Here is a 25,338-nt window from a genome sequence, read left to right on the forward strand (position 1 = left end):
CTCGGTGCGAACAAGCGGGGCCCGGCAACCGCTCACCGGAACTGCTTGCGCAAAAACGCCTTGTGCCGCGCGATGTGCGCCAGCTGTGCCGGGGCCACGCTGCCGCCCAGGTCTTCGTCCTCCACGTTCAGCACGCTGCGCGCATGGGCCATGGCGCGCTGCACCACCTCCTGCTCGCTCACGCCCTGGGCGGCGGCCAGGTCCATCGCCACGCGGCGCATGGCGCGCTGCGACAGCATCCACATGGCGCCGAAGGCGTCCCAGGCGGTGGCGGCCTCCTGCGCCTGGGCCTGCTCGGCCAGGATGGCGCTGAGCGGCTTGTCCAGCACGGCCTGCAGGGCGTCGAGCTCTTCCTGCAGTTCCTCCAGCCGCAGCTGCGCCTGCGCCGCCTCGGCAGCGGCGTCCACCGCCGGGGCCGCCGGCGCAGGAATGGGCAGGCTGCCGTCGGGATTCAGCTGGGCGATGGTGAGCGGAGGCAGGGTCATGGCGATGGAAGGCGCAAGGGTCGCGCTGGGCGATAGATCTTCCAACTATAGGCAAAGCCCTGGCTACACTGCCCGCATGCAGATCTATTTGGTGGGCGGCGCGGTGCGCGACAGGCTGCTGGGCCGCCCCGTACATGACCGCGACTGGGTCGTCGTCGGCGCCACGCCGGCCGAGATGGAAGCACGCGGCTTCCTGCCCGTCGGGCGCGACTTCCCCGTCTTCCTGCACCCGGAGACCCGCGAGGAATACGCGCTCGCCCGCACCGAGCGCAAGAGCGGCCACGGCTACCGGGGCTTCACCGTGCACGCCGCGCCGGACGTGACGCTGGAAGAAGATCTCTCCCGCCGGGACATTACTATCAATTCGATAGCTGCCAGCCCAGACGGATCAAGCGCTGCAGGCCTTTTTGACCCTTATAACGGCGTAAGGGACCTCGACGCCCGCGTGCTGCGCCACGTGACCGGCGCGTTCCGCGAAGACCCGGTGCGCATCCTGCGCGTGGCGCGCTTCGCCGCCCGGTTCACCGACTTCACCGTCGCGCCCGAAACCATGCAGCTGATGCGCGAGATGGTGGAGGACGGCGAGGCCGACCACCTGGTGCCCGAGCGCGTCTGGCAGGAGCTGGCGCGCGGCCTGATGGAGGCGCGGCCTTCCCGCATGTTCGAGGTGCTGAAGGATTGCGGCGCGCTCGCCGTGCTGCTGCCCGAGGTCGCCCGCCTCTGGGGCGTGCCCCAGCGCGTCGAATACCACCCCGAGGTGGACACCGGCATCCACCTGATGATGGTGCTGGACATGGCAGCGCGCCTCGAGGCGCCGCTGGCCGTGCGCTTCGCCTGCCTTACGCACGACCTGGGCAAGGGCACCACACCAGCAGACGTGCTGCCGCGCCACATCGGCCACGAAATGCGCAGCGCCCGGCTGCTGCAGGGCGTGGCCGAGCGCCTGCGCGTGCCCGTGGACTGCCGCGAGACGGCCGACGTGGTGGCCCGCGAGCACGGCAACATCCACCGCAGCGGCGAGCTGAACGCCGCCGCCCTGCTGCGCCTGCTGGAGCGCTGCGATGCGCTGCGCAAGCCCGAACGCTTCGCCGACGTGCTGCTGGCCTGCGAATGCGATGCGCGCGGCCGGCTGGGCTTCGATGACGCGCCCTATCCGCAGCGCGCCCGGCTGGCCGCAGCCCTGGCTGCGGCCCGGGCCGTGCCCACCGCCCCCATCGCCGCGCAGGCCGCCCAGGCCGGCATGACCGGCCCGCAGGTGGGCGAGGCCATCCGCCGCGCACGCACCGCCGCGCTGCAGGCGCATCTGGCGGCGGCGGGGTAGCGCCGGTCCGGTCCGCGCTGCCGCCGGACAGTAGCCGCCGGCCTACATGGCCGAGGCAAGCATTTTGCTAAGGTCTCGCCGATGCAAAAGCCCCCGTTGCTGACGGCGCGACATGCGCTCTTTCTCGACTTCGACGGCACGCTGGCCGATATCGCCTCGCACCCCGACGCGGTGCAGGTCCACCCCGGCGTGGTGCCCGCATTGCGCACCCTCTCCGGCTACCTGGGCGGGGCCCTCGCCATCGCCACCGGGCGCACTCGCGCCGACATCGATCATTTTTTGAACCCGCTGCAGCTGCCGCTGGCCTCCGAACACGGCGCCCAATACCGCTTGGCCGGCGGCGTGGAAGGCGGCGTGCCCGCGCCTGACCTGGCGCCCGTGCTGGCCGTGCTGCAGCCCATGCTGGACCGCCACCCCGCGCTGGTGCTGGAACGCAAGAGCGCCGGCGTGGCGCTGCACTACCGCCAGGCGCCCGAGCTGGAAGCGCGCTGCCGCGCCGCCGTCGACCACGCGCTCGCCCAGGCGCCGGGCCTGGAGGTGCTGCAGGGCAAGTGCGTGTTGGAGATCAAGCCCGCCGGCCCCGACAAGGGCCGCGCCATCGCCGACTTCATGCGCCACGCGCCTTTTGCCGGCCGCATTCCCGTCTTCGCCGGCGACGACGTGACCGATGAACACGGCTTTGCCGCGGTGCGGGCGCTGGGCGGCATCGGCATCAAGGTCGGGCCGGGCGACACGCAGGCCCAGGCCCGCTGCACGGACACCACCGAGCTGCGCGAATGGATTTTCCAGATGGCTTCTCCCCAGGGACTTCCCGCATGACGACCACGCCCCCCGACCACTCCGCGCCCTCCACCGATGCCCCCGCATCGCAGCCGCCGGCGACGGCGGACGCCCGCTCGCTGGGCGAGCCGGCGCTGCCGCTGGCCGACGCCATGCGCGGCCTGCCCATCCAGCCCATGGCGCGGCCGGCCACGTTCGCGCCGCCCATCGAGGGCTCTCTCAAGCTCGGCATGATCGGCAACTGCTCGATCAGCGCGCTGGTGGACGCGCGCGGGCAGATCGTCTGGTCGTGCATGCCGCGCTTCGACGGCGACCCGGTCTTCAACGCGCTGATCCAGCCGGGCGAGGAAGGCAGCCGCTTCGCCATCGAGCTGGAGAACCAGGTCGAGAGCCGCCAGTGGTATGAGCCGAACACGGCCGTGCTGCGCACGCAGCTCACCGACCAGGCCGGCAACAGCATCGAGATCACCGACTTCGCGCCGCGCTTTTATGCCCGTTCGCGGTTCTTCCGGCCCATGCTGCTGGTGCGGCGCGTGCGCCCGCTCAAGGGATCGCCCCGCATCCGCGTGACCGCCAACGTGCGCTACGGCTGGGGCAGCGAGCAGCCCGAGATCACGCGCGGCAGCAACCACGTGCGCTTCGTCGGCGGGGCGCTGACGCTGCGGCTCAACACCGATGCGCCGGTGTCGCACGTGCTGTCGGGCCAGCCCTTCGTGCTGTCCCGGGAATACAACTTCCTGCTGGGCGCGGACGAGGCCCTGCCCGCCGGCATCGCCGACACGGCGCGCTCGTACGAGCAGGACACGGTGGCCTACTGGCGGCAGTGGACGCAGCGGCTCGCGCTGCCGCTGGAGTGGCAGGAGGCGGTGATCCGCGCGGCCATCACGCTCAAGCTGTCGCTCTACGAGGACACGGGCGCCATCGTCGCGGCCATGACCACCAGCATTCCCGAGTCGGCCCACAGCGGCCGCAACTGGGACTACCGCTTCTGCTGGCTGCGCGATGCCTTCTTCGTGGTGCGCGCGCTCAACAGCCTGTCGGAAACGGCCACGATGGAAGACTACCTGCGCTGGCTGAGCAGCGTGGTGGCCGAGGCCAGCGAAGGGCACATCCAGCCGCTCTACGGCATCGGCCTGGAGCGCGAACTGCCCGAATTCTTCGTGCCCCACCTCAAGGGCTACCGCGGCATGGGCCCGGTGCGCGTGGGCAACCAGGCGGCCGAACACTTCCAGCACGATGTGTACGGCAACATCATCCTGGGCGCGGCGCAGGCCTTCCACGACAAGCGCCTGCTGCATCCGGCCGGCGAGGCCGAATTCACCCGCATGGAGCAGATCGGCGAGCTGGCCGTGCGCGTCTACGGCACGCCCGACGCCGGCATGTGGGAGCTGCGCACCCGCGCCCGGGTGCACACCTCGTCCGCGCTGATGAGCTGGGCCGCCTGCGACCGGCTGGCAAAAATAGCCGCCAAGCTGGGGCTGGAGGACCGCGCCGATCACTGGAAGGCGCACGCCAGCCGCATGCGCGAGGAGATCCTCACCCGGTCCTGGAGCGACAAGCGCCAGGCCTTCGCCGAGAGCTTCGGCGGCCACGAGCTGGACGCCAGCGTGCTGCTGATGGCCGAGGTCGGCCTGATCGACCCGCGCGACCCGCGCTTCGTGAGCACGGTGGACGCGATGGAAGCGTCGCTCTGCGACGGCCCCTACATGCGCCGCTACGAAGCGGCCGACGACTTCGGCAAACCCGACACGGCCTTCAACATCTGCACCTTCTGGCGCATCGACGCCCTCGCCCGCATCGGCCGCCGCAGCCAGGCGCGCGAGATCTTCGAAGCCATGCTGGCCGCTCGCAACCCGCTGGGCCTGCTGTCGGAAGACACGCATGCCGAGACCGGCGAGATGTGGGGCAACTTCCCGCAGACCTATTCGATGGTGGGCATCATCAACGCCGCCATGCGCCTTTCCGCCCCCTGGGACACCGTCATATGAGCCGCCTCGTCGTCATCTCCAACCGCCTGGCCGACCCCCGCAAGCCGGCCGCCGGCGGCCTGGCCGTGGCGCTGGGCGAAACGCTCAACCAGACCGGTGGCCTCTGGTTCGGCTGGAGCGGCACCGTCACCGAGGACGGCCTGCCCGGCGAGGGCACGCTGCACACGCGCCAGGCCGGCAACGTGACGCTCGCTACGGTGGACCTGTGCCGCGAGGACCACGACAGCTACTACTACGGCTACAGCAACAGCGTGCTGTGGCCCGTCTTCCACTACCGGCTCGACCTGGCCGACTTCAACGCGGGCTACATCGCCGGCTACCGGCGGGTGAACCAGATGTTCGCGCGCAAGCTGCTGCCGCTCCTGAAGGAAGACGACACCATCTGGGTGCACGACTACCACCTGATTCCGCTCGCGGCCGAGTTGCGCGCCCTGGGCTGCCGCCAGAAGATCGGGTTCTTCCTGCACATTCCCGTGCCGCCGCCGCTCATCATGGCGGCCATTCCGCAGCACGAATGGCTGATGCGCTCCTTCTTCGCCTACGACTTGGTGGGCCTGCAGAGCGAGGCCGACGTCGCGCACTTCACCCGCTACCTCGACAAGGAAGCCGACGCGCAGTCAGTGGGTGCCCAGCGCCTGCGCGCCTTCGGCGCCACGGTGCAGGTGGCGGCATTCCCCATCGGCATCGACGTGGACGAATTCACGCACCTGACGCAGGCCCCCGAGGCGATGGACACCTTCACCGCCATGCGTGAAGAATATTCCCGCCGGCGCCTGCTGCTGGGCGTGGACCGGCTCGACTACTCCAAGGGCATCCCGCAGCGGGTGCGGGCCTTCCGCGAACTGCTGTCGCGCTACCCCGAGAACCAGCACAGCGCGACCATGATCATGATCGCCTCGCCCTCGCGCGACAGCGTGAACGCCTATGCCGACCTGCGCACCGAGCTGGAGGGCCTGTGCGGCGCGATCAACGGCGACTTCGGCGACCTGGACTGGATGCCGCTGCGCTACATCCACCGCACGGTGGCGCGCAAGCGCGTGCCGGGCCTGTGCCGCGCCGCCGCCGTGGGCCTGGTCACGCCGCTGCGCGACGGCATGAACCTCGTCGCCAAGGAGTACGTGGCCGCGCAGGACCCGCAAGACCCGGGCGTGCTGGTGCTGTCGCGCTTTGCGGGCGCAGCCGAGCAGCTGAAGGAAGCGCTGCTGGTCAACCCCTATGACACCCAGGGCATGGCCGACAGCATCCAGGCCGCGCTGCAGATGCCGCTGCCCGAGCGCCAGCGCCGGCACCAGCGGCTGATGGAGCGCATCCGCGAGCACGACGTGCACTGGTGGCGCAAGACCTACCTGGCCGCGCTCGCCGAGGCCGGCGAGGACGACGACCGCAGCCATCTGGCCGCCGGCGGGCGCCGCCCGGGCGGCGGGGGCACCGTCGCCGCCACGGTGGGCGGCTGAGCCTCGAAGCCGGCCCATCGGCGGCTGGCGGGCGCCCACGCCCGCGGCCGCGTCACATCCACTTGGCGATCAGGCTGGCGACGAAGCTGAGCAGCAGCGTGGAGGCGAGCGGCACATCCCACTCGCGCCCCGCGAGCCGGAACCGGAAGTCCCCGGGCAGCCGCCCGAACCCGATGCGCCGCAGCAGCGGCGTGAGCCAGCTGATGAACATCAGGGCCAGGAAGACGACGAGGAACCAGCGGAGCATGACCGCAGTGTAGGCTGCGCAGGGCAGGCTCAGCGCTGCACCCCCCACTTGCGCACCGTCAACCGCTCCAGCGTCTGGAACCCCAGGCTTTCCACCAGCAGGCCGATGATGATGACCAGCGCCAGGCCGGCGAACACCTTGTCGGTGTAGAGCTCGTTGCGGTTCTGGAAGATGTACCAGCCCAGGCCCCCCTGGCCGGATGATGCACCGAACACCAGCTCGGCCGCGATCAGCGTGCGCCAGGCGAAGGCCCAGCCGATCTTCAGGCCCGAGAGGATGGCCGGCAGCGCGGCCGGCACCAGGATCTGCAGCACGTAGCGGATGCCCGTCAGGCCATAGTTGCGCCCGGCCATGCGCAGCGTCTCGGGCACGGCCTGGAACCCGGCATACGTGTTGAGCGCCAACGGCCACAGCACGGAGTGGATGAGCACGAACACCAGGCTGCCCTGCCCCAGCCCGAACCACAGCAGCGCCAGCGGCAGCAGGGCGATGGCGGGCAGCGGGTTGAACATCGAGGTGAGCGTGGACAGCAGGTCGCGCCCGAGGCGGGTGGAGACCGCCAGCGTGGTGAGCACGAAGGCACCCGCGATGCCGGCGAGGTAGCCCTTGAGCAGCACCGCGAGCGAGATGGCGGTCTTGGCCAGCAGCTCGCCCGATGCGATGCCTTCGGCCAGCGCCCGCGCGGTCTGCAGGAAGGTGGGCAGCAGCAGGTCGTTGTTCTGCCAGCGCGCCGCCGCCTCCCACAGCGCGGCCAGCACGAGCAGGATGGCGAAGCGGCGCACGGTGCCCTGCTGCCAGACGCGGGTGGCCCAGGGCAGCGGGCGCTCGGGCGCGACGCCGGTGAGCGGCGGCAGCGTGTGCTCCACCTCCGGCCGCACCGGCGGCACGCGGCTGGCGGGCGCGGCGCCTGCCGAGGCTGTGGCATGGGAAGAAGGCAATGCGGTGCGGCTCATATGGCGATCCGGAAAGGCAGCGAGGCGGAGGCGGCGGGCGGGCGCTGCGCCATCTGCGCGGCATCGGCCGCGACCGAGCCGGGCGCACCCGCGCCCTGGCCGCCCTCGCCTGCGGGCTCGTCGAACAGCAGGCGGTGGATGCGCTGCGCGGTGGACTGGAACTCGGCCCCGCCCAGGCTGTGCAGGCCGAACTGGTGGCTGTTGATCTCGGCGCGCAGGCGGCCCGGGTGGGGCGACAGGATGGCCACGCGGTTGCCCACCACCAGCGCCTCCTCGATGGAGTGCGTGACGAAGATCAGCGTGAAACGGAACTCGTCCCAGAGGGCCAGCAGCTCTTCCTGCATGCGGCGGCGGGTGAGCGCGTCCAGCGCGGCGAAGGGCTCGTCCATCAGCAGCACGCGGGGCTGCATGGCAAGGGCCCGGGCGATCGCCACGCGCTGCTTCATGCCGCCCGAGAGCTGGTGCGGATGCACGTCCGCGAACTGGGAGAGCCCCACCTTGTCCAGATAGAGCGCCGCGCGCTCGGCCGCTTCGGCCCGGCCCACCTGGCGCGAGGCGAGCAGCGGGAACATCACGTTCTCGCGCACCGTCTTCCAGGGCGGCAGCTGATCGAACTCCTGGAACACCACAACCCGGTCGGGCCCCGGCCGGGTCACCGCCCGGCCATCGAGCAGGATGCGCCCTTCGCTCGGCGCGATGAACCCGGCGATGGCCTTGAGCAGGGTGGACTTGCCACAGCCCGATGCGCCCAGCAGCACCAGCCGGTCGGCCGGATGCACGTCGAAGCCGACGCGGTGCGTGGCGCGCACGGCGCGTTGCGCCGTGCGGTAGTCGATGCTGACGCCGTCCACCCGCAGCAGGGGCTGGGCCGCGGAGGATTCGGCGGCGCGGTCTGCCAACGGCGGCGCCAGGGTGGCGTGGGCCTCGGCGGCATAGTGCCCGACCTCCTCCCGCACCCGCTCCAGCAGGGTGGCGGACAGGGGCGCGAGTCGTCGCATGGTCAGCATGGCGGCCTCCGTTCGTGCAATCTCAACTGCCGCGCGCCGTGAGCGCGTCGTCGAAGAAATAGTCCTTGAGCGCCTCGGGCTTCTGCTTGATGGCGCCCACGCGGTGCAGGAACTGGCCCAGGCCCAGCGTGTTCTCGGGCTGCACCTTGAACTGCACTTCAGGGTTCTGGATGATCTGCAGCAGCAGGGCGCGGTCGGTCTTGGCGCCGGTCACCTTCAGGTAGATGTCGGCCGCCTTCTCCGGGTTGGCAGCGACGAACTGCGCCGCCTCGTTCAGCCCGGCCAGGAATGCCTGGTAGGTTTTGGGGCTCTCCTTGCGGAATTTCTCGGTGGCGTAGAGCACGGTGGCGGACGCCGGGCCACCCAGCACGTCGTACGAACTGAGCACGATGCGGGCCTTCGGGTTGCCGGCCAGCTCCTGCTCCTGGAACGGCGGGTTGCCAAAGTGGCCGGTGATCTCGGTGCCGCCCTTGATGATGGCCGCCGCCGCGTCCGGGTGCGGCACCGCCACCTGCAGCCTGTCGAGCCGGTTGAAGTCCTTGTCGCCCCAGAGCTTGGCCGAGGCGAGCTGCAGCACGCGCGACTGCACCGACACACCCACCGCCGGCACGGCGATGCGGTCCTTGTCGGTGAAGTCAGCGATCGTCTTCACCGCCGGGTTGTTGCTGACCAGGTAGTACGGGAAGTTGCCGAGCGACGCCACACCCTTGACGTTCTGGCGCCCGCGCGTGCGGTCCCACAGCGTGAAGAGCGGGCCCACGCCGGCGCCCGCGATGTCGATGTTGCCCGACAGCAGCGCATCGTTCACGGCCGAGCCGCCCGACAGCTGCAGGAACTCCACCTTCACGTCGACCCCGGCCGCCTTGCCGTGCTTTTCGATCAGCTTCTGGTCCTGCGCCACGTTCAGCAGCAGATAGACGATGCCGAACTGCTGGGCGATGCGCAGCCTGCCCTCTTCGGCGTGCGCGGCGCCGGGCGCGGCGACGCCCGCCGCGAACAGGCCCATCGCGGTGACGGCGGCGGCTGCCTTGCCCATGAAGGCGCGGCGCAGCGTGGAGACAGGGGTGGTGGTGGTGGTACGTGACATGCGATGGGCCTCTCAGGAATTTCAGATGAAAAAGTGCTTCCAGCGCCCGATCTGCAAGCGCCTGTAGCTATTATTTTTATAGTAAGTCTGCCGCCGGCGATGGAATCCGGTGGACGCGGCCTCGCGGCGCCTCGGGGGCGCGAGGCCCTACAACGGAAGGTCGCCCTCGACCGTGGTGCGATGGAGCTTGCGGCGCTGGCTGTCCGGCGTGCCGGCCGCCAGGTGCTGCACCGAGCGGTTGTCCCAGAACACCAGGTCGTGCGGCTGCCACCGGTGGCGGTAGACGAACTCCGGCTTCACGGCGGCGGCGAATAGCTGGGCCAGCAGGTCGCGGCTCTCGTCCTCGGGCCAGCCGACGATGCGCGTGGTGAAGTGCTCGTTGACGAACAGCGCGCGGCGGCCCGTCTCCGGATGCGTGCGCACCACCGGATGCACGGCGGGTGCCACCTCGGCAATCTGCGCGGGCGTGAGCTTGGGCCGCCACGGGCTCCGGGCCCGCAGCTCCTCGTATTTGGCCAGATAGCTGTGTTCGGCCCGCAGCGGCGCGATGGCGCGCTTGAGTGCCTCGGGCAGCGCGTCGTAGGCGGCGTGCTGGTCGGCGAACAGCGTGTCGCCGCCCTCGGCGGGCAGCTCCTGCGCGTGCAGCAGCGAGCCGAGGCTGGGCCGCTCCTTGTACGACAGGTCGGAATGCCAGTAGTGGCCCGCATCGCCCAGGCCGATGGGCTGCCCAGCCCCGTCCTTGATGTTGGAGACGACCAAGATCTCGGGGTGGCCTGCCAGCTGGAAGTTCTTCAGCACGTGGATCTGCAGCGGCCCGAAGCGGCGGCTGAAGTCGACGTGCTGCGCGGGGGTGATGCGCTGGTCGCGGAACACGACCACATGGTGGTCGAGATGCGCCTGGTGCAGACGGGCGAAATCGACATTGCCGAGCGGGCGCGACAGATCCAGGCCCAGCACCTCGGCACCCAGGGGCGCGCCGGGCAGGGGACGGATGGTCAGGCCTTGCGGCGGCGCTGGGTTCGAACGCTGCGCCGACCCTGACGACAGAGTGGCCGACGGCAGGAAAGAGCGCGAAAGACGGGATGGAACGGCGGACATGCGTGCAACCTTGTAAGAGGCCCGGAGCAGTCGCCGGCGCCTGTGCGTTGCACTCTACGCAAGTCGCTTCGCTCAACAAACCAACGATTTCTCAGTTGCTAACTACCAAAACGGCTAAGTCCAGCTGTGGCACCGTCTGGATGCTTCTCGACCCGGGCTGCTTGGCGGGCTCCGTGCACACCCCCGCGCTTTATGCGGAACCAAAGTTAACCAACTGTCAAACGTTATGATTTTTATTCCCATCTATCTGTGGGTTGCACTAGGATCGGCAACCATAAGAGGGAGAGTCGCTGATGGGTGATGACAGCCACGCAGGTGGCCAACTGCTAACAAGGCACCCGGGGGAAGACTCTGCCCTGTGCGACTGCGCAAGTGAGGCAAACAAGCCTGTCGCCCACGTCCCTACTCGCTCATTGCAAGCGCTATGCGTACTGGCTCGCTATCACCAGATCGCGGCCGAGCCTGCAGCACTTGCGCATCAACTGGGGCTGTCACCTCACGAGGCGGTAACGACTGCTGATGTGCTGCGCGCAGCCCAGCGCCTGGGCTTGAAAGCCAAGCGGTCGGTAACGCCCAAAGATCGACTGGCATTAGCGTCCCTGCCTGCCTTGGCTGTTCTCCTCGACGGTCAAGGCAATGAATACATGGTCATTCTGGCGCGCTGCGACCGTGAGCGAGTGCTGCTGCAAGATCCCGCCAGTGAGAAAGATGGTGCCCGGCCGACCATCGTACCTTTGGAGGAATTTGCCCAGCGTTGGACCGGCGAGCTCATCTTGGTGACCAGTCGAGCCAGCTTGGCAGGCGAGCTCGCGAAGTTTGACTTTTCTTGGTTCATTCCGAGCTTAGTCAAGCATCGCAAGCTGCTGGGCGAGGTTTTACTGATTTCCTTCATGCTGCAGCTGTTCGCGCTCATCAGCCCATTGTTCTTTCAAGTGGTGATGGACAAGGTGTTGGTGCATCAGGGGGTGACGACGCTGGACGTGCTGGTGATCGGTCTGGTGGTCGTAGTAGTGTTCGAAAGCATCTTGAACGGACTACGGGGATACATATTCAGCCATACCACCAATCGTATTGATGTCGAACTCGGTGCACGGCTGTTTCGTCACCTCGTGCAGCTGCCACTGGCGTACTTTCAGGCTCGCCGTGTCGGGGATTCAATAGCCCGGGTCCGCGAGCTGGAAAACATTCGCAACTTCCTGACCGGCAACGCTTTAACCGTCGTGCTGGACGTGTTCTTTTCCATCATCTTTATTGCCGTCATGCTGTTCTACAGCGTGCCTCTCACACTGATCGTGCTGGTGAGTCTGCCGCTCTACTTTGGTCTGAGCCTGGCCGTGGTGCCCGTACTGCGCGGTCGGCTGGACCAAAAGTTCGCGCGGGGAGCCGAGAACCAAGCCATGCTGGTGGAAACCGTCACCGGCATACAGACTGTCAAGGCCAGCGCACTCGAGCCATCGTTTTCCCGTCGCTGGGACAACCAACTCGCTGCTTACGTGAGCGCTAGTTTCAAAACCCAGAATGTCGCCGCGTGGGCCCACGAAGGTGTCAACCTCATTGGCAAACTGGTCAACGCCGCCACCCTTTGGTATGGCGCCCACTTGGTCATGAGCAATCAGCTCACCGTGGGCCAGTTCGTCGCATTCAACATGTTCGCGCAGCGCGTGGCACAGCCCATCATGCGCATGGCCCAGCTGTGGACGGACTTTCAGCAAACGGGCATCTCCATGGCACGGCTGGGCGACATCCTGAATACTCGCACCGAAGTGCCGCCCACCAATGCCGCTCAGTTACCGCCCATCCGTGGCCGCGTCACGCTGGACGGTGTGCACTTTCGCTACCGGCCTGAGGCCACACCCGTGCTGGGGGGCGTGAGCCTCGATGTGCGTCCAGGCGAAGTCATTGGCATCGTGGGCCGCTCAGGTTCTGGCAAAAGCACGCTGACCAAGCTGGTACAACGCCTTTATGTACCCGAGCAAGGCCGCATTTTGGTAGACGGCATCGACATCGGGCTGATTGACGCTGCCCAGTTGCGGCGCCAAGTGGGCGTGGTGCTGCAAGAGAACCTGCTCTTCAACCGCAGCGTGCGGGAAAACATCGCCATTGCCGACCCCGCCGCTCCCATCGAGGCAGTAGTGCATGCCGCCCGACTGGCTGGCGCACACGACTTCATCAGCGAATTGCCGGAAGGCTATGACACCGCCGTGGGTGAGCAGGGCGGCAGTCTGTCAGGCGGGCAGCGCCAGCGCATTGCCATAGCCCGCGCCCTCTTCACCAACCCGAGAATCCTCATCCTGGACGAAGCGACCAGCGCTCTCGACTACGAGAGCGAGGCCATCATCCAACGCAACATGGCGCACATCTGCAAGGGGCGCACTGTGCTCATCATTGCCCACCGGCTCAGTGCCGTGCGTCATGCTCATCGCATCATCGTCATGGACAGGGGCCGCATCGTCGAGGCGGGCCCGCACGACGCGCTCATTCAGCGCCCGCAGGGCCTGTATGCGCATTTGTGGCGCATGCAGGACGGGGGCAGAGGCACCAGGCCTAGCGGGCCCAATGCCGCTGCCGCGCCCGCGACGGACGGGGCAAGCACATGACAGCAGAATCCGTCCCCATGGCTGCTGTCGGGCCTGCACCCGCAGCGCATTCGGTTGTTAACGGAGCACCGACCAGGGTCTCGCGCCCTCGCCACCCTGCCATCGAACTACTGGCCCGCTACCGCGCAGTGTTCAAGGCAGCCTGGCAGCACCGGACCGAGCTTGCGGGCCCAGCGCGCCTGGCCGATGAAAACGCCTTTCTACCCGCAGCGCTGAGCCTGCAGGAAACCCCGGTGCACCCTGCCCCGCTGCGCATCGCCTACGTATTGATGGCGCTTTTTGTCATCACGCTGCTATGGTCCATCTTTGGCAAGATCGACATCGTGGCCGTGGCGCCCGGGCGCATCATCGTCAGCGACCGGACCAAGCTCGTGCAACCGCTGGAGAGCAGTGTGGTCCGCCGCATTCTGGTCAAAGAGGGCGACCATGTGGAAGCCGGCCAGCCGTTGGTCGAACTCGACCCTACTGCAGCCAGTGCAGACAGAGCCAGCTTTGCGCAAGCGCGTCGCGCTGCGTATTCGGAATGGACGCGCAGCCGGGCGCTGCAGCAGATGCTATTGAATCCAGAGCGGACAACGCAGACGAAACATGCGCTGGAGCCTTATCTGGCTTCGAAGGATCTGCCGCCCGATTGGAAGGCCGCAGACACCGCGGACGCCCAGGCGCAACTGGCAACCGAGTGGAGCGACATCACAGCCCGCTTGGCTCGCCTGGCGTCCGAGCACCAGCGCCGCTTGGCCGAAATGGCCACCGTGCGCGCCATGATCGGCAAGTTGGACGCTACGGTGCCTATCGCCCGTCAGCGCGAGCAAGACTTCAAGGCATTGGCAGACCAGGGCTTCATGTCCAGCCATGCCAATCAAGACCGCACCCGCGAGCGCATCGAATTGGAGCGCGACTTGGCTACCCAGCACGCGCGGCTGAACGAAGCGCAAGCCGCATTGCGCGAGGCCGAGCAAACCCGCCACGCCTACTTGGCCGAAACCCGCCGCGCCCTGAGCGACCGCCAGGCCCAAGCCGATTTGAAGCGCCAGCAAACGGCGCAGGAATGGAACAAGGCTACCCAGCGCGAGCAACTCGCCACTCTCAGGGCCCCGGTCACCGGCACTGTTCAGCAACTGGCCACCCATACCGAAGGCGGCGTGGTCACCGAAGCGCAGGCGCTCATGGTCATCGTGCCCGACAGCGCGCATGTCATTGCGGATGCCACCCTAGAGAACAAGGATATCGGGTTTGTTGTTCCCGGGCAGGACGTGACCATCAAGTTGGAAACCTTCCCATTTACTCGGTACGGGACTGTGAGGGGTACGGTTGACAAAGTAACGCGAGATGCTGTGATTGACGAAAAGCGCGGCGCCACCTTCCCAGCCATTATTGCTATAAATCAAAATTTTATTTATGTGGATGGAGAAAAAATTCGCTTGATGCCAGGAATGAATTTGACCGCAGAGGTAATAATTGGCAGGCGTCGAATGATTGAATATCTTTTGAGCCCTATTCAGAAAGCAAGCAATGAGAGCTTGAGAGAACGGTGATCTATAAAAAATAATTTCAAATCAACACCAGGAACTAAATTAACCAAAATCTGGATGCTACAAATTACCGATCATAGATGAGCGATTTTAAATCACAAAATTTGGCATAACTTCATTCCACGGAATTGAAATGTTAGCATAAAAATGATGATAATCATCCGACTATTTGCAATATTTATATATTCCATTCTAGGAGTTTGGCTGGTCAATGAAATATTTGTATACTTTTATATGCATTATTTTGGTGTAGCAGAAAGAATAGACTTAAGCGAAGACTACGGATTTGGATTTATAGTAATTATCTTAGATGCTACTACATTGATAGTTCTGTTATTTTTCTTTATCTGGCTTTCTTTTTTTCGAAAGAAAGGTTAAGTGATGTCCGTTATTTCCCCCACCGATCCTAGTGTTGGAGGCTACATCTCCCCTCCTGGTGTATCTGTTTTAGATAATATGGCACTTGCAGCAGGGCACGCAAGGCCGGACAATCCTTTGTATGGATACCGTTGGTTCTACGAAATGGTTAGAAATAACCGAGAGGGAGGAGAAGAATCATGGGACTACAAACAGGGACACCCAGAGTATGAAGGTTTTGGTAATTTCAATTACGGGGCCGCGGGAACTGCCATGGGCATCCCTGAATCTTTTTTGCTGGCATTAGCCGGTGCGGCAAGCATCAATGCCGACACCTCGCGAATTACCATATGGGGTTTACCATTTATCTCACCGTCGAATGGAGATGACCCACTCGATCAGGAAGCAATAATTGAAGGAATAAGATATGCAAAGGAAAATGGCTATGACAACGTAACACCCTTATCCTCCACACCCGTCATTCCATACTTAAGATCCGGAAATTTGCCACTAGATATTTCCATAAATAATTTTTTCAATTTAGCTCGAAATTGGGTAGCCCCTCGCGACCCCCTGATCCTAGATCTCGACGGCGACGGCATAGAAGCCACCGGCATTAATCCATCCCGCCCCATTCTCTTCGACCACGACGGCGACGGAACCCGGAATGCCACGGGTTGGGTCAGTGGAGATGACGGCATCGTGGTGCTTGATCGCAACGGCAACGGGCTTATCGATTCGGGCCGTGAACTCTTTGGCGATCAGACCCTGAAGCCAGGCCTGGGGAGTGATGGACGTCCACAAACCTATGCCAACGGCTATGAGGCACTGGCAGGGCAAGACGATAACGGTGATGGAGTCATCGACTCCAATGATGCCGCTTATTCGCAACTACGGATTTGGAGAGATGCCAATCAAGACGGCATCAGCCAAGCCAGCGAATTGCGTTCGCTTGCAGAATCTGGCATTGCCAGCATTGGAGTAGCAGGTGCAGCAAGCAATATTGACCTCGGCAACGGTAACACCCAGCCATGGAGCGGTACGTTCACACGGATTGACGGCAGTGCTGGCACCAGCGGCGTGGCCGAAGTTTCGGGGAGCCTGTTGTTGGCCAGCAACAACTTCTATCGGGATTTCTCTGACGATCCGGAAGTAAGCGCGGCAGCGCGCGCTTTACCGCAGATGGGAGGCAGCGGCTGGGTGCGGGACCTGAGGGAGGCGATGAGTCTGGATGCTGCCTCTGCACAGATGCTGCGTGACAGTGTGGCAGCATTCGCTGCCGCAGGCTCCGGGGACCAGCAGATGTTATTGCTTGACCAGGTCATCGAGGCTTGGGCAAATACTGCTGAACAGAAGCCCAGACGGGCAGATCAAGAAATAAGTATTTGGGGCCGCCGATTTGCTTCACTTGCTGTTGACGATCAAGCGGACTTTGCCAGCACATTTGGCAGCGAACTGGATGCCAAAGGATACGACTGGCGTGCCACGGACGGATCAGTCGAGGCGCTGGGCGATATGCTGGTCCAGGCCGGCATCGTCAAAGGGTATTGGCATGAGACAGCTGATGGCGGCGGCGTCAGTTTGGTAACTTGGTCGCAGACCGCATGGGATCATTTTGCTGAAGTCGTCCCCAATGCCAATTTCATCAGGGTGCTGGAAGCATTCAACGGAGACTTGATTACTGATCAGCTCACGTTGCTGGACAACATGAACCATGTCCACCACTCCGGTGATATATCGATGCCAGGTCCTGTGATGGATTTGCTGAAAGACGCTTATGAAGCTTTACGCGAAAGTGTTTACGGCGCGCTTGTCGTACAAACCAGACTTCAACCTTATCTCGATAGCGTGGCACTGACAATTGATGAGAACGGGGTTCATTTCGACACAACTGATCTGGTGGCTCTCATCGCCAACAGCAGGGCGACAAACGAACGTGCAGCGCTCTTAGATTTGGTGGACCTTAACCGTTATCAAGGCGCCACACTGGCGGCGGTGGGCTTCAATGGATTGGAGGTTTTAAGTCAATGGGTCGACTCACTACCCGCGACTTCGGAGCTTCGTGCAGATCTGACAGCTCTGCGCGTTTACGCCGATTCTGCAAGTAGTGGTTCTGCAGTGAGTGACATCTACTTAGGCGATGCCCAAGACAACAGTTTTACCGCTGGTGCAGGTGACGACATGTTGCGTGGTGGAGAGGGAAATGACTCCCTGTATGGAGGGACAGGTACCGACCTTTTGGATGGTGGCAAGGGCGACGATTCGCTCTATGGCGAGGCCGGCGACGACACCCTGGAGGGCGGTGAAGGTAACGACTACCTTTATGCTGGCGGAGGTAACGATCGCCTGACCGGTGGCGAGGGCAACGATTCCCTCCACGGCGAGGCCGGCGACGACACCCTCGAGGGCGGTGCGGGCAACGACTACCTGAGCGGCGGCGAGGGCAACGACACCTATCTCTTCGGGCGCGGTGATGGCCAGGACACCATCGCATACGACTGGGGCACACAGCCGGACAAGCTCAACGTGCTGCGCTTCAAGCCAGGGGTAAGCGCCTCGGAGGTGACCGTGCGTCGCTCGGGCGACCAGCTGATCCTCTCGATCGCCGGTACCACCGATGAGATCTCGGTGGGCTACTTCTTCAACGACAACGACCCTGCCAATGCCTACAACCCCATCCAGCAGGTCGTGTTCGACGATGGCACCACCTGGGACAGCGATACGCTGGCAGCCATGAGCCGGGTGGCAACTGAAGGGGATGACACGCTCACCGGCACCGATGGCGATGACAGCCTGGAAGGTCTGGCCGGCAACGATGTGCTTTATGGCCGTTTGGGCGACGACATGGTGGCAGGCGGCGAGGGAGACGACCAGCTCTGGGGCAACGAAGGCGATGACCAGATCGCAGGTGGCGCAGGTGATGACAGTCTCAATGGCAATTCCGGCAACGACCAGCTCGCCGGCGGTGAGGGCAACGATTACCTCTATGGCAATGCTGGTGACGACACCCTCGAGGGCGGTGCGGGCAACGACTACCTGAGCGGCGGCGAGGGCAACGACACCTATCTCTTTGGGCGCGGTGATGGCCAGGACACCATCGGCAGCGATTGGGGCACGCAGCCGGACAAGCTCAACGTGCTTCGCTTCAAGCCAGGGGTGAGTGCCTCGGAGGTGACCGTGCGCCGATCGGGTGACCAGCTGATCCTCTCGATCGCCGGCACCACCGATGAGATCTCGGTGGGCTACTTCTTCAACGAGAACAACCCCGCCAATGCCTACAACCCCATCCAGCAGGTGGTGTTCGACGATGGCACCACCTGGGACAGCGATACGCTGGCAGCCCGGTCGCGCATGGGAACCCAGGGGGACGATAGTCTGACGGGCTCCAGCGCAGACGACATCATGGATGGCCTCGCAGGTAACGACTATGTGTACGGCAATGATGGCGATGACCAGATCGCAGGTGGCGCAGGTGATGACAGTCTCAATGGCAATTCCGGCAACGACCAGCTCGCCGGCGGTGAGGGCAACGATTACCTCTACGGTGATGCCGGCGACGACACCCTCGAGGGCGGTGCGGGCAACGACTACCTGAGCGGCGGCGAGGGCAACGACACCTATCTCTTTGGGCGCGGTGATGGCCAGGACATCGTTTTCGACCATGACCCTTCAACCAACACGGATGCCCTGCAGTTCGGCGCGGAAGTGACGACAGAACAGTTGTGGTTCCGACGCGTCGGCAATTCGCTCGAAGTCAGCATCATCGGCACGGCTGATGCCAGCACCATCAGCAACTGGTATGAGGACAGCGCCTATCAGGTGGAGCAGTTCCGAACATCCAACGGACAAGCGTTGGCGAGCAGTCAAGTGGAAGCCTTGGTTTCCGCCATGGCCTCGTTTGAACCTCCACCGCCTGGCCAGACGACGTTGACGCCGGAATACAGACACCATCTATCCAACGTGATAGCGGCCAACTGGTCGTGAGCTGTCTCAGCTTGGCACGGAATCTGGCGGGACTCATGCGTTAGTAAGGGTTGTGACCACCAGGGCATCAGAAGGCTGAGGTCAGCCGCCTCAGCCTTCCGCCCCTACATCACCGCATCCGCCAAGATCAATTCAAAGCCGGTGCGTGCGGTCGCCGCGCGCGAAGCCCGTGGGCGTCCAGGCCGGCACGCCCGCGCCCACCGCCAGCACCTTGAAGAGTTCGCCCATCTCGTGCTCCATCATCAACTTGGCTGCCTGCGCCCGTTCCGCCTGGGGTAGTCGCTCCAAAATCGATAGCAAACCGCAGTTGATGAGGAAGTGCGCCTGGGTGGTGTAGCCCAGCACGTCCAGCCCCGCGTCCTGCGCCGCCAGCGCCATGGCGGTGAAGTTGACGTGGGCGGTGATGTCCTTGGCGCCCACCTCCGCCAGCGGGTCCGAATCGACCTGGTGCGCCTGGTGGCAGACCAGCGTGCCCATGTGGCGCTGCGGGTGGTAGTACTCGGCCTCGGGAAAGCCGTAGTCGATGAGGAAGGCCGCGCCCCGCGCCAGGCGCTGGGCCAGCATGCGCATGAAGCCTTCGCCCTGGGCATGGATCTCGGTCAGGTAGTCCTGCGGGCCGTCGGGCTCGGCCGGTGGGCGCAGCGCGGTCGGGCGGTCGGCCCAGGCGAAGTGATCGCCCGCAGCGGTCGTCGTCACGCCGCGTTCGTGCCACACGCCGCCGGCCGCGCCGCCGTGGCGGGCCAGCAGCTGCACGGGCATGGCGTCCAGCACCTCGTTGCCGACGACCACGCCCTCGAAGCGCTCGGGCAGGCGGTCGGCCCAGGCCACGCGCCCTTCCCACTCGGCCAGCGCGGCCTGCTGGCGGCGGCGCAGGCTGCCCGACAGGTCGACGATGGTGTAGCGCCGCACGCGGTCGCCCAGCGCCTGCAGCAGCTGCGCGGCCAGGGCGCCGGAGCCTGCGCCGAATTCCCACACCTCGTCGGTGCCGGTGGCGTCCAGCGCCTCGCGCACCTGCGCGGCGAGGGCCTGGCCGAAGACGGGCGAGAGCTCGGGCGCGGTGACGAAGTCGCTGCCCGAGCCCGGCAAGGTGCCGAACTTGGGCGACTCGTTGGCGTAGTAGCCGAGCCCCGGCGTGTAGAGCGCCATCTCCATGAAGCGGTCGAAGCCGATCCAGCCGCCGGCCGCTGCGATGGCTCGGGCGATGTGCGCGGCCAGCGGCGCAAAAGGCTGCTCGAGGGCGGGCGTGGCGCTGGAGCGGGGGCCGGACGGCGCGGGGGCGCTCGTTACACTGGGCGTTTCCGTGCTGGCTGCTTGCGCCTGGTTGTCTGTCTTGTTGGTCACCCGCCGATTGTCCCCCATGCCCCCCGCCCCTTCCGCACCCCCTGCATCCCCCGCTTCGGCCTCCGGCCCTGGCACCCCGCGCCCTCGCACGGTGCTGGTCACCGGCGCGGCCAAGCGCCTGGGCCGCGAGATCGCGCTGGCCCTGGCGGCAGGCGGCTGGCAGGTGGCGGTGCACTACCGGCAGTCGCAGCAGGATGCTATCGAAACCGTAGCTGCATGCGCAGAATTGGCGGGCGCCAGCGCCCATTTCGATGCAGATTTCGAGGACGAGGGCCAGGTGCGCGGGCTGCTGCCGCGCGTGGCGGCGCACTTCGGCGGCGTCGATGCGGTGGTCAACAGCGCGTCGCTCTTCGAGCAGGACGACGCGGCGAGCTTCGGCTTCGCCGCGCTGGAAAAGCACTTGCGCAGCAACACCGCCGCGCCCGTGCTGCTGGCCCAGGCGCTGCACGATCACCTGCAGGCCCGCGCCGAACGCGGCGAGGCCGACCCGCACGGCGCGGTGGTCAACCTGCTGGACCAGAAGCTCTGGAACCAGAACCCCGACTTCCTGAGCTACACCCTGTCGAAGGCCGCGCTGGAAGCGGCCGGCACCATGCTGGCGCTGGCCCTGGCGCCGCGCGTGCGGGTGGTGGGCGTTGCGCCCGGGCTCACGCTCACCAGCCACCTGCTGGACGACGAACGGTTCCGCCGCCTGCACACGCTGAGCCCGCTGGGCCGTTCGTCCACCCCCGCCGACGTGGCCGCGACGGTGAAGTTCGCGCTGGAGACCGCGTCGATCACCGGCACCACGCTGCTGGTCGATGGCGGCCAGCACCTGATGCGCTTCGAGCGCGACTTCTCGCTCATGTGACCGGCGGCCTGCGCCTGTTCCTTCCACGTCCCCTTCACTGACCTGACGCAATGCCCATGCAACACGACGGCGGCCTGCAAATCCTGACCCTCTCCGGTTTGCGCTTCGACGCCAACCTGGGCATCCTCGACCACGAGAAGACGGCGCCCCAGCCCATCCAGGTGGATGCCGAACTCAACCAGGGCCGCCAGCCGCTGCTGCCGCACGACGACGACATCGGCCACGTGCTGGACTACCGCAAGGTGCGCCAGATCATCATCGACGAATGCACCGCCGAGCACGTCAACCTGCTGGAAAGCCTGATCGGCAAGCTCACGCGTCGGCTGATGCAGCTGCCCGGCGTGATCGGCGTGCGGGTGAAGATCGCCAAGCTGGAGATCTTCGAGGACTGCGAGGTCGCCATCCGCATGGAATGCGGGGACTGGTGAACGCCACGGCGGCCGCGCAAAGCCAGCGGACGCCGCGGAAATGGGGGTTCCCCTAAAATTGCGGCCCTTTCCCCCGTGACGCCCGCGCGCCGGCCAGGGCGATTGGCTTCGCCGGCCCGCCTGCCGCCTCACCCCTCACCTCGCCCGCACCTCGCCCGCTCGTTCCTCGCTCGTCCCCGCACCGTTCCGCCCTCGCCCATGACCGCCCTGCCCTCCTCCATCGCCACCGACTGGACCGCCGACGCCGCACCCGCCGCCGGCACGGCCGCCGCCACCGCCGCCGCCGCCAAGATCGAGCGCGAGGCCCACAAGCTGGAAAAGCGCCTCTGCCGCGAGACCGGCCGGGCGATCGTGCAATACAACATGATCGAGGAAGGCGACAAGGTCATGGTGTGCATGTCCGGCGGCAAGGACAGCTACACCCTGCTGGACATCCTCATCAAGCTGCAAAAGCGCGCGCCCATCCACTTCGACCTGGTGGCCGTGAACCTGGACCAGAAGCAGCCCGGCTTTCCCGAACACGTCCTGCCCGAATACCTGGCCACCACCGGCGTGCCGTTCCACATCGAGAACCAGGACACCTACAGCATCGTCCGCCGGGTGGTGCCCGAGGGCAAGACCACCTGCGGCCTGTGCAGCCGGCTGCGCCGGGGCATCCTCTACCGCGTGGCCGACGAGCTGGGCTGCACCAAGATCGCGCTGGGCCACCACCGCGACGACATCATGCAGACGCTGCTGCTGAACATGTTCTTCGGCAGCAAGCTCAAGACCATGCCGCCGAAGCTGGTCAGCGACGACGGCCGCCACGTGGTGATCCGCCCTCTGGCCTTCGTGACCGAAAAGGACACCACCCGCTGGGCGCAGCAGCAGAACTTCCCGATCATTCCGTGCAACCTGTGCGGCAGCCAGGAGAACCTGCAGCGCCAGCAGGTCGGCGAAATGCTGCGCGACTGGGACAAGCGCTTCCCCGGCCGCGTCGACAACATGTTCAACGCCCTGCAGAACGTGGTGCCTTCGCACCTGCTCGATGGAACGCTGCACGACTTCCGGGGTCTGAAAGCCACGGGCGTGGCCAGCGAAGACGGCGACAAGGCATTCGACCCGGAGGCATTCCCCGCCGCCGGCACCCCGGCCGGCCTGCCCGGCCTGCAGGTGGTGAGCCTGTCGTCCTGAAGGCGGCGCCAGCCAAGGCGGCGGCCGCAGCACCCCCACCGCCGCCGTCTTCGCCAGCCAGCCAGCCCGCTTGTTCACTCTCATTTCCGACGAGGAGACCCCTATGACGATCGTGCGCTGGCTTCGACCCCTGGTGCTGTGCGCGGCGGCAGCCGTGCTGGCCGGCTGTGCCTCCACCCGCGTGGTGGACAGCGACGTGCGCAGCTATTCCACCCTGCCCGCAGTGCCCCAGCCGGCCACCTACCGGCTGGAGCGCCTGCCCTCGCAGGCCGCGCACGCCGCGTCGTTCAACGCCATCGAGGCGCTGGCCCAGCAGTCGCTGGCCCGCGTCGGCCTGCAGCGCGACGACGCCAACGCACGCCTGGTGCTGCAGATCGCTGCACACGGCAGCTACGTGACGCCCGCCTGGGCACCCTATTACGCCGACCCGTTCTACGGCCGCTTCGGCTGGGGCTTCGGCTACGGCGGCCGCCACGGCTGGGGCCTGGGCGGCGGCTGGATGATGGACCGCCCGCCCACCCTGCACCGCCGCTCCGTCAGCCTGGTGCTGCGCGACGCCACCACGCAGCAGATCGTGTATGAGACCTCCGCCGTGTACGAAGACGTGTGGACCGACGACCCGGCCATCTTCGGCCTGCTGTTCGACGCCGCGCTGACGGGCTTTCCGACACCGCCGGCCGGCACCCGCCAGGTGCGCACCACCATCACGCCGGGCGCCCCGGGCGGGGCTGCCACCTCCACCATCACCGTGGCCCCGGCCGCGCCCGCCGCCACGCCCGGCGTGGTGGTCAGGCCCTGAGCTCCGACCACCCGCACCCCCCGCACCGCACCGCACCGCATGCAAGCCACCCGCATCATCGCCATCCGCCACGGCGAAACCGCCTGGAACGTCGACACCCGCATCCAGGGCCATCTGGACATCCCGCTGAACGACACCGGCCTCTGGCAGGCCCGCCGCGTAGGCGCCGCGCTGGCCGACGAGCCGGTGGCCGCCATCTACACCAGCGACCTGCAACGCGCCCGCGTGACCGCGCAGGCCGTGGCGGACACCACCGGCGCGCCGCTGACGCTGGAGACGGGGTTGCGGGAGCGAGGGTTCGGGCACTTCGAGGGCCGCACGTTCGGCGAGATCGAGGCCGAGCTCCCCGACGAAGCCCGACGCTGGCGCCAGCGCGAGCCCGACTACGCTCCCGCGGGCGGCGAGTCGCTGACCACCCTGCGCACCCGCATCGCCCAGACCGTGCACCGCCTGGCCGCCCGCCACACCGGCGAGCAAATGGTCCTGGTGGCCCACGGCGGCGTGCTGGACGCCCTCTACCGCCTGGCTACCGGGCAGGACACCCAATCCCCCCGCACCTGGCACCTCGGCAACGCTGCCATCAACCGGCTGCTGTGGACGCCCGACGGGCTGACGCTGGTGGGATGGGGGGATGTGGGGCATCTGGAGGCGGGGGCGCGGGACGAGTTGCATTCTTGAGCGCGGCGTACGGAAGCCTTCTGGCGTCGTTGCCGCACACTGCCCCACTGCCCCCACTGCCCATGCTCCCTGCGATGCGGCGGATGGCCAGAACCGCTCAAAGATTGAACAGATCCGCCCCACCCGCCTTCGGCGGCGTCACCCCCAGGTGCCGGAACGCGGCCAGCGTGGCCACCCGCCCGCGCGGCGTGCGCTGCAGATAGCCTTGCTGGATGAGATAGGGCTCGATCACGTCTTCGATGGTGCCGGACTCCTCGCCGATGCTGGCGGCGATGTTGTCCAGGCCCACGGGGCCGCCGTCGAAACGGTGGATGACGGCTTCGAGCAGCTTGCGGTCCATCACGTCGAAGCCCTGGGGGTCCACGTCGAGCATGGTGAGGGCGCGCTGGGCGATGTCGAGGGTGATGCGGCCGTCGCCCTTCACGTCGGCGTAGTCGCGCACGCGGCGCAGCAGGCGGTTGGCGATGCGCGGGGTGCCTCGCGAGCGGCGGGCGATCTCGAAGCCGCCTTCCGCGTCGATGGGGGCATTGAGCAGCCCCGCGCTGCGCATGACGATGCGGGCCAGCTCTTCGGGCGTGTAGAACTCCAGCCGGGCGACGATGCCGAAGCGGTCGCGCAGCGGGTTGGTGAGCATGCCGGCGCGGGTGGTGGCGCCGACCAGGGTGAAGGGCTGCAGGTCGAGCTTGATGCTGCGCGCGGCCGGCCCTTCGCCGATCATGATGTCGATCTGGTAGTCCTCCAGCGCGGGGTAGAGGATTTCCTCGACCACGGGCGAGAGGCGGTGGATCTCGTCGATGAAGAGGACGTCGTTCTTTTCCAGGTTGGTGAGCAGCGCCGCGAGGTCCTTGGGCTTTTCCAGCACCGGGCCGCTGGTCTGGCGCAGGTTCACGCCCAGCTCGGCCGCGATGATGTGGCTGAGCGTGGTCTTGCCCAGCCCCGGCGGGCCGAAGAGCAACACGTGGTCGAGCGCCTCTTCGCGCTTGCGGGCGGCGCCGATGAAGATTTCCAGCTGCTCGCGCGCCTTGGCCTGGCCGACGTATTCCTGCAGCAGCTTGGGGCGCAGGGCGCGCTCTAGCGCCTCTTCCTGCGGCGATGCCGGGGCGGCGGACACCACGCGCTTGGGCGGTGGGATGGGTGCGAAGTCGTCGGTCTGGATGCTCATGGGAATGCGGAAGGGGT

The 25,338-nt window shown here is 66.2% G+C and carries 20 protein-coding genes; 12 read left to right on the top strand and 8 right to left on the bottom strand.

The annotated features are described in order from the left end of the window. Positions 1 to 32: 32 nt before the first annotated feature. Positions 33 to 485: a hypothetical protein gene (locus tag ABWV53_RS13515; protein ID WP_353366607.1), complete on the bottom strand. Its 453-nt coding sequence runs from the start codon at positions 483 to 485 to the stop codon at positions 33 to 35. A 76-nt stretch (positions 486 to 561) separates the two neighbouring features. Between ABWV53_RS13515 and ABWV53_RS13520 the strand changes: the two genes are divergently transcribed. From ABWV53_RS13520 to otsA, 4 genes are all read left to right on the top strand, one after another. Beyond that, positions 562 to 1,806 (top strand): multifunctional CCA addition/repair protein, encoded by a 1,245-nt coding sequence (locus tag ABWV53_RS13520; RefSeq protein WP_353366608.1) that lies wholly within the window; start codon positions 562 to 564, stop codon positions 1,804 to 1,806. Positions 1,807 to 1,887: 81 nt separating this feature from the next. Beyond that, positions 1,888 to 2,625, top strand: coding sequence for a trehalose-phosphatase (otsB, locus tag ABWV53_RS13525; protein ID WP_353366609.1), 738 nt, complete (start codon positions 1,888 to 1,890; stop codon positions 2,623 to 2,625). Positions 2,626 to 2,762: 137 nt separating this feature from the next. Beyond that, positions 2,763 to 4,574 carry a glycoside hydrolase family 15 protein gene (locus ABWV53_RS13530; RefSeq protein ID WP_353366724.1) on the top strand — a complete coding sequence of 604 codons (1,812 nt, stop codon included), beginning with the start codon at positions 2,763 to 2,765 and terminating at the stop codon, positions 4,572 to 4,574. Further along, entirely contained in the window at positions 4,571 to 6,028 is a 1,458-nt protein-coding gene (gene otsA / locus ABWV53_RS13535; protein WP_353366610.1) for an alpha,alpha-trehalose-phosphate synthase (UDP-forming), read from the top strand. Before ABWV53_RS13530 ends, otsA begins: the two co-directional genes overlap by 4 nt. Positions 6,029 to 6,080: 52 nt before the next feature. Here otsA and ABWV53_RS13540 read toward each other — a convergent pair whose 3' ends face one another. The 5 genes from ABWV53_RS13540 to ABWV53_RS13560 all read right to left on the bottom strand — a co-directional run bounded on the left by ABWV53_RS13540 (position 6,081) and on the right by ABWV53_RS13560 (position 10,420). Beyond that, positions 6,081 to 6,275, bottom strand: coding sequence for a DUF2905 domain-containing protein (locus tag ABWV53_RS13540; RefSeq protein ID WP_353366611.1), 195 nt, complete (start codon positions 6,273 to 6,275; stop codon positions 6,081 to 6,083). 29 nt (positions 6,276 to 6,304) lie between these two features. Then, on the bottom strand, positions 6,305 to 7,228 hold the full coding sequence (locus tag ABWV53_RS13545) for an ABC transporter permease (RefSeq protein WP_353366612.1): 924 nt from the start codon (positions 7,226 to 7,228) through the stop codon (positions 6,305 to 6,307). Further along, positions 7,225 to 8,226 carry an ABC transporter ATP-binding protein gene (locus tag ABWV53_RS13550; protein WP_353366725.1) on the bottom strand — a complete coding sequence of 334 codons (1,002 nt, stop codon included), beginning with the start codon at positions 8,224 to 8,226 and terminating at the stop codon, positions 7,225 to 7,227. Before ABWV53_RS13550 ends, ABWV53_RS13545 begins: the two co-directional genes overlap by 4 nt. A 31-nt stretch (positions 8,227 to 8,257) precedes the next feature. Further along, a complete protein-coding gene (locus ABWV53_RS13555; RefSeq protein ID WP_502903899.1) occupies positions 8,258 to 9,271 on the bottom strand; it encodes an ABC transporter substrate-binding protein in 1,014 nt (337 codons plus the stop codon). A gap of 198 nt (positions 9,272 to 9,469) precedes the next feature. Then, on the bottom strand, positions 9,470 to 10,420 hold the full coding sequence (locus ABWV53_RS13560) for a TauD/TfdA dioxygenase family protein (protein ID WP_353366613.1): 951 nt from the start codon (positions 10,418 to 10,420) through the stop codon (positions 9,470 to 9,472). A gap of 293 nt (positions 10,421 to 10,713) precedes the next feature. Here ABWV53_RS13560 and ABWV53_RS13565 point away from each other — a divergent pair, with 293 nt between their 5' ends. From ABWV53_RS13565 to ABWV53_RS13575, 3 genes are all read left to right on the top strand, one after another. Further along, positions 10,714 to 13,017, top strand: a complete 2,304-nt coding sequence (locus ABWV53_RS13565) for a type I secretion system permease/ATPase (protein WP_353366614.1) — start codon at positions 10,714 to 10,716, stop codon at positions 13,015 to 13,017. Beyond that, positions 13,014 to 14,552: an HlyD family type I secretion periplasmic adaptor subunit gene (locus tag ABWV53_RS13570; protein WP_353366615.1), complete on the top strand. Its 1,539-nt coding sequence runs from the start codon at positions 13,014 to 13,016 to the stop codon at positions 14,550 to 14,552. The genes ABWV53_RS13565 and ABWV53_RS13570 overlap by 4 nt, the downstream gene beginning before the upstream one ends. 378 nt (positions 14,553 to 14,930) lie before the next feature. Further along, on the top strand, positions 14,931 to 18,890 hold the full coding sequence (locus ABWV53_RS13575; protein WP_353366616.1) for an SPM autocatalytic domain-containing protein: 3,960 nt from the start codon (positions 14,931 to 14,933) through the stop codon (positions 18,888 to 18,890). Between the two features lie 132 nt (positions 18,891 to 19,022). Here ABWV53_RS13575 and ABWV53_RS13580 read toward each other — a convergent pair whose 3' ends face one another. Beyond that, positions 19,023 to 20,249, bottom strand: a complete 1,227-nt coding sequence (locus ABWV53_RS13580) for a class I SAM-dependent methyltransferase (RefSeq protein WP_502903882.1) — start codon at positions 20,247 to 20,249, stop codon at positions 19,023 to 19,025. On the opposite strand from ABWV53_RS13580, the gene ABWV53_RS13585 reads away from it, so the two are divergent. The 5 genes from ABWV53_RS13585 to ABWV53_RS13605 all read left to right on the top strand — a co-directional run bounded on the left by ABWV53_RS13585 (position 20,248) and on the right by ABWV53_RS13605 (position 24,159). Further along, a complete protein-coding gene (locus ABWV53_RS13585; protein ID WP_353366617.1) occupies positions 20,248 to 21,081 on the top strand; it encodes an SDR family oxidoreductase in 834 nt (277 codons plus the stop codon). The two genes, ABWV53_RS13580 and ABWV53_RS13585, sit on opposite strands and share 2 nt — an antisense overlap. Positions 21,082 to 21,137: 56 nt before the next feature. Then, a complete protein-coding gene (locus ABWV53_RS13590) occupies positions 21,138 to 21,509 on the top strand; it encodes a dihydroneopterin aldolase (RefSeq protein ID WP_353366728.1) in 372 nt (123 codons plus the stop codon). Positions 21,510 to 21,707: 198 nt separating this feature from the next. Next, a complete protein-coding gene (gene ttcA / locus ABWV53_RS13595) occupies positions 21,708 to 22,682 on the top strand; it encodes a tRNA 2-thiocytidine(32) synthetase TtcA (protein ID WP_353366618.1) in 975 nt (324 codons plus the stop codon). 103 nt (positions 22,683 to 22,785) lie between these two features. Beyond that, a complete protein-coding gene (locus tag ABWV53_RS13600) occupies positions 22,786 to 23,481 on the top strand; it encodes a DUF4136 domain-containing protein (protein WP_353366619.1) in 696 nt (231 codons plus the stop codon). A gap of 39 nt (positions 23,482 to 23,520) precedes the next feature. After that, entirely contained in the window at positions 23,521 to 24,159 is a 639-nt protein-coding gene (locus ABWV53_RS13605; RefSeq protein WP_353366620.1) for a histidine phosphatase family protein, read from the top strand. 97 nt (positions 24,160 to 24,256) lie between these two features. On the opposite strand, the gene ruvB is transcribed toward ABWV53_RS13605, so the two are convergent. Continuing rightward, the gene (ruvB, locus tag ABWV53_RS13610; RefSeq protein ID WP_353366621.1) at positions 24,257 to 25,321 is read right to left on the bottom strand and encodes a Holliday junction branch migration DNA helicase RuvB; all 1,065 of its coding nucleotides are present in this window, start codon (positions 25,319 to 25,321) and stop codon (positions 24,257 to 24,259) included. Between the last annotated feature and the right edge of the window lie 17 nt (positions 25,322 to 25,338).

The organism is Acidovorax sp. FG27 (assembly GCF_040365715.1).
In the GTDB taxonomy this organism is placed as follows: Bacteria; Pseudomonadota; Gammaproteobacteria; order Burkholderiales; family Burkholderiaceae_C; genus Paracidovorax.

What these genes read in the sequence shown, in the direction of transcription:
- ABWV53_RS13585 (WP_353366617.1), top strand. Translation starts at nt 20,248, where the DNA reads ATGCCCCCCGCCCCTTCCGCACCCCCTGCATCCCCCGCTTCGGCCTCC.
- ABWV53_RS13565 (WP_353366614.1), top strand. Translation starts at nt 10,714, where the DNA reads ATGGGTGATGACAGCCACGCAGGTGGCCAACTGCTAACAAGGCACCCG.
- ABWV53_RS13520 (WP_353366608.1), top strand. Translation starts at nt 562, where the DNA reads ATGCAGATCTATTTGGTGGGCGGCGCGGTGCGCGACAGGCTGCTGGGC.
- ABWV53_RS13560 (WP_353366613.1), bottom strand. Translation starts at nt 10,420, where the DNA reads ATGTCCGCCGTTCCATCCCGTCTTTCGCGCTCTTTCCTGCCGTCGGCC.
- ABWV53_RS13530 (WP_353366724.1), top strand. Translation starts at nt 2,763, where the DNA reads ATGGCGCGGCCGGCCACGTTCGCGCCGCCCATCGAGGGCTCTCTCAAG.
- ABWV53_RS13545 (WP_353366612.1), bottom strand. Translation starts at nt 7,228, where the DNA reads ATGAGCCGCACCGCATTGCCTTCTTCCCATGCCACAGCCTCGGCAGGC.
- ABWV53_RS13550 (WP_353366725.1), bottom strand. Translation starts at nt 8,226, where the DNA reads ATGCGACGACTCGCGCCCCTGTCCGCCACCCTGCTGGAGCGGGTGCGG.
- otsB (WP_353366609.1), top strand. Translation starts at nt 1,888, where the DNA reads ATGCAAAAGCCCCCGTTGCTGACGGCGCGACATGCGCTCTTTCTCGAC.
- ABWV53_RS13580 (WP_502903882.1), bottom strand. Translation starts at nt 20,249, where the DNA reads ATGGGGGACAATCGGCGGGTGACCAACAAGACAGACAACCAGGCGCAA.
- ttcA (WP_353366618.1), top strand. Translation starts at nt 21,708, where the DNA reads ATGACCGCCCTGCCCTCCTCCATCGCCACCGACTGGACCGCCGACGCC.
- ABWV53_RS13555 (WP_502903899.1), bottom strand. Translation starts at nt 9,271, where the DNA reads ATGGGCAAGGCAGCCGCCGCCGTCACCGCGATGGGCCTGTTCGCGGCG.
- ABWV53_RS13515 (WP_353366607.1), bottom strand. Translation starts at nt 485, where the DNA reads ATGACCCTGCCTCCGCTCACCATCGCCCAGCTGAATCCCGACGGCAGC.
- ABWV53_RS13590 (WP_353366728.1), top strand. Translation starts at nt 21,138, where the DNA reads ATGCAACACGACGGCGGCCTGCAAATCCTGACCCTCTCCGGTTTGCGC.
- ABWV53_RS13575 (WP_353366616.1), top strand. Translation starts at nt 14,931, where the DNA reads ATGTCCGTTATTTCCCCCACCGATCCTAGTGTTGGAGGCTACATCTCC.
- otsA (WP_353366610.1), top strand. Translation starts at nt 4,571, where the DNA reads ATGAGCCGCCTCGTCGTCATCTCCAACCGCCTGGCCGACCCCCGCAAG.
- ABWV53_RS13605 (WP_353366620.1), top strand. Translation starts at nt 23,521, where the DNA reads ATGCAAGCCACCCGCATCATCGCCATCCGCCACGGCGAAACCGCCTGG.
- ABWV53_RS13570 (WP_353366615.1), top strand. Translation starts at nt 13,014, where the DNA reads ATGACAGCAGAATCCGTCCCCATGGCTGCTGTCGGGCCTGCACCCGCA.
- ABWV53_RS13540 (WP_353366611.1), bottom strand. Translation starts at nt 6,275, where the DNA reads ATGCTCCGCTGGTTCCTCGTCGTCTTCCTGGCCCTGATGTTCATCAGC.
- ABWV53_RS13600 (WP_353366619.1), top strand. Translation starts at nt 22,786, where the DNA reads ATGACGATCGTGCGCTGGCTTCGACCCCTGGTGCTGTGCGCGGCGGCA.
- ruvB (WP_353366621.1), bottom strand. Translation starts at nt 25,321, where the DNA reads ATGAGCATCCAGACCGACGACTTCGCACCCATCCCACCGCCCAAGCGC.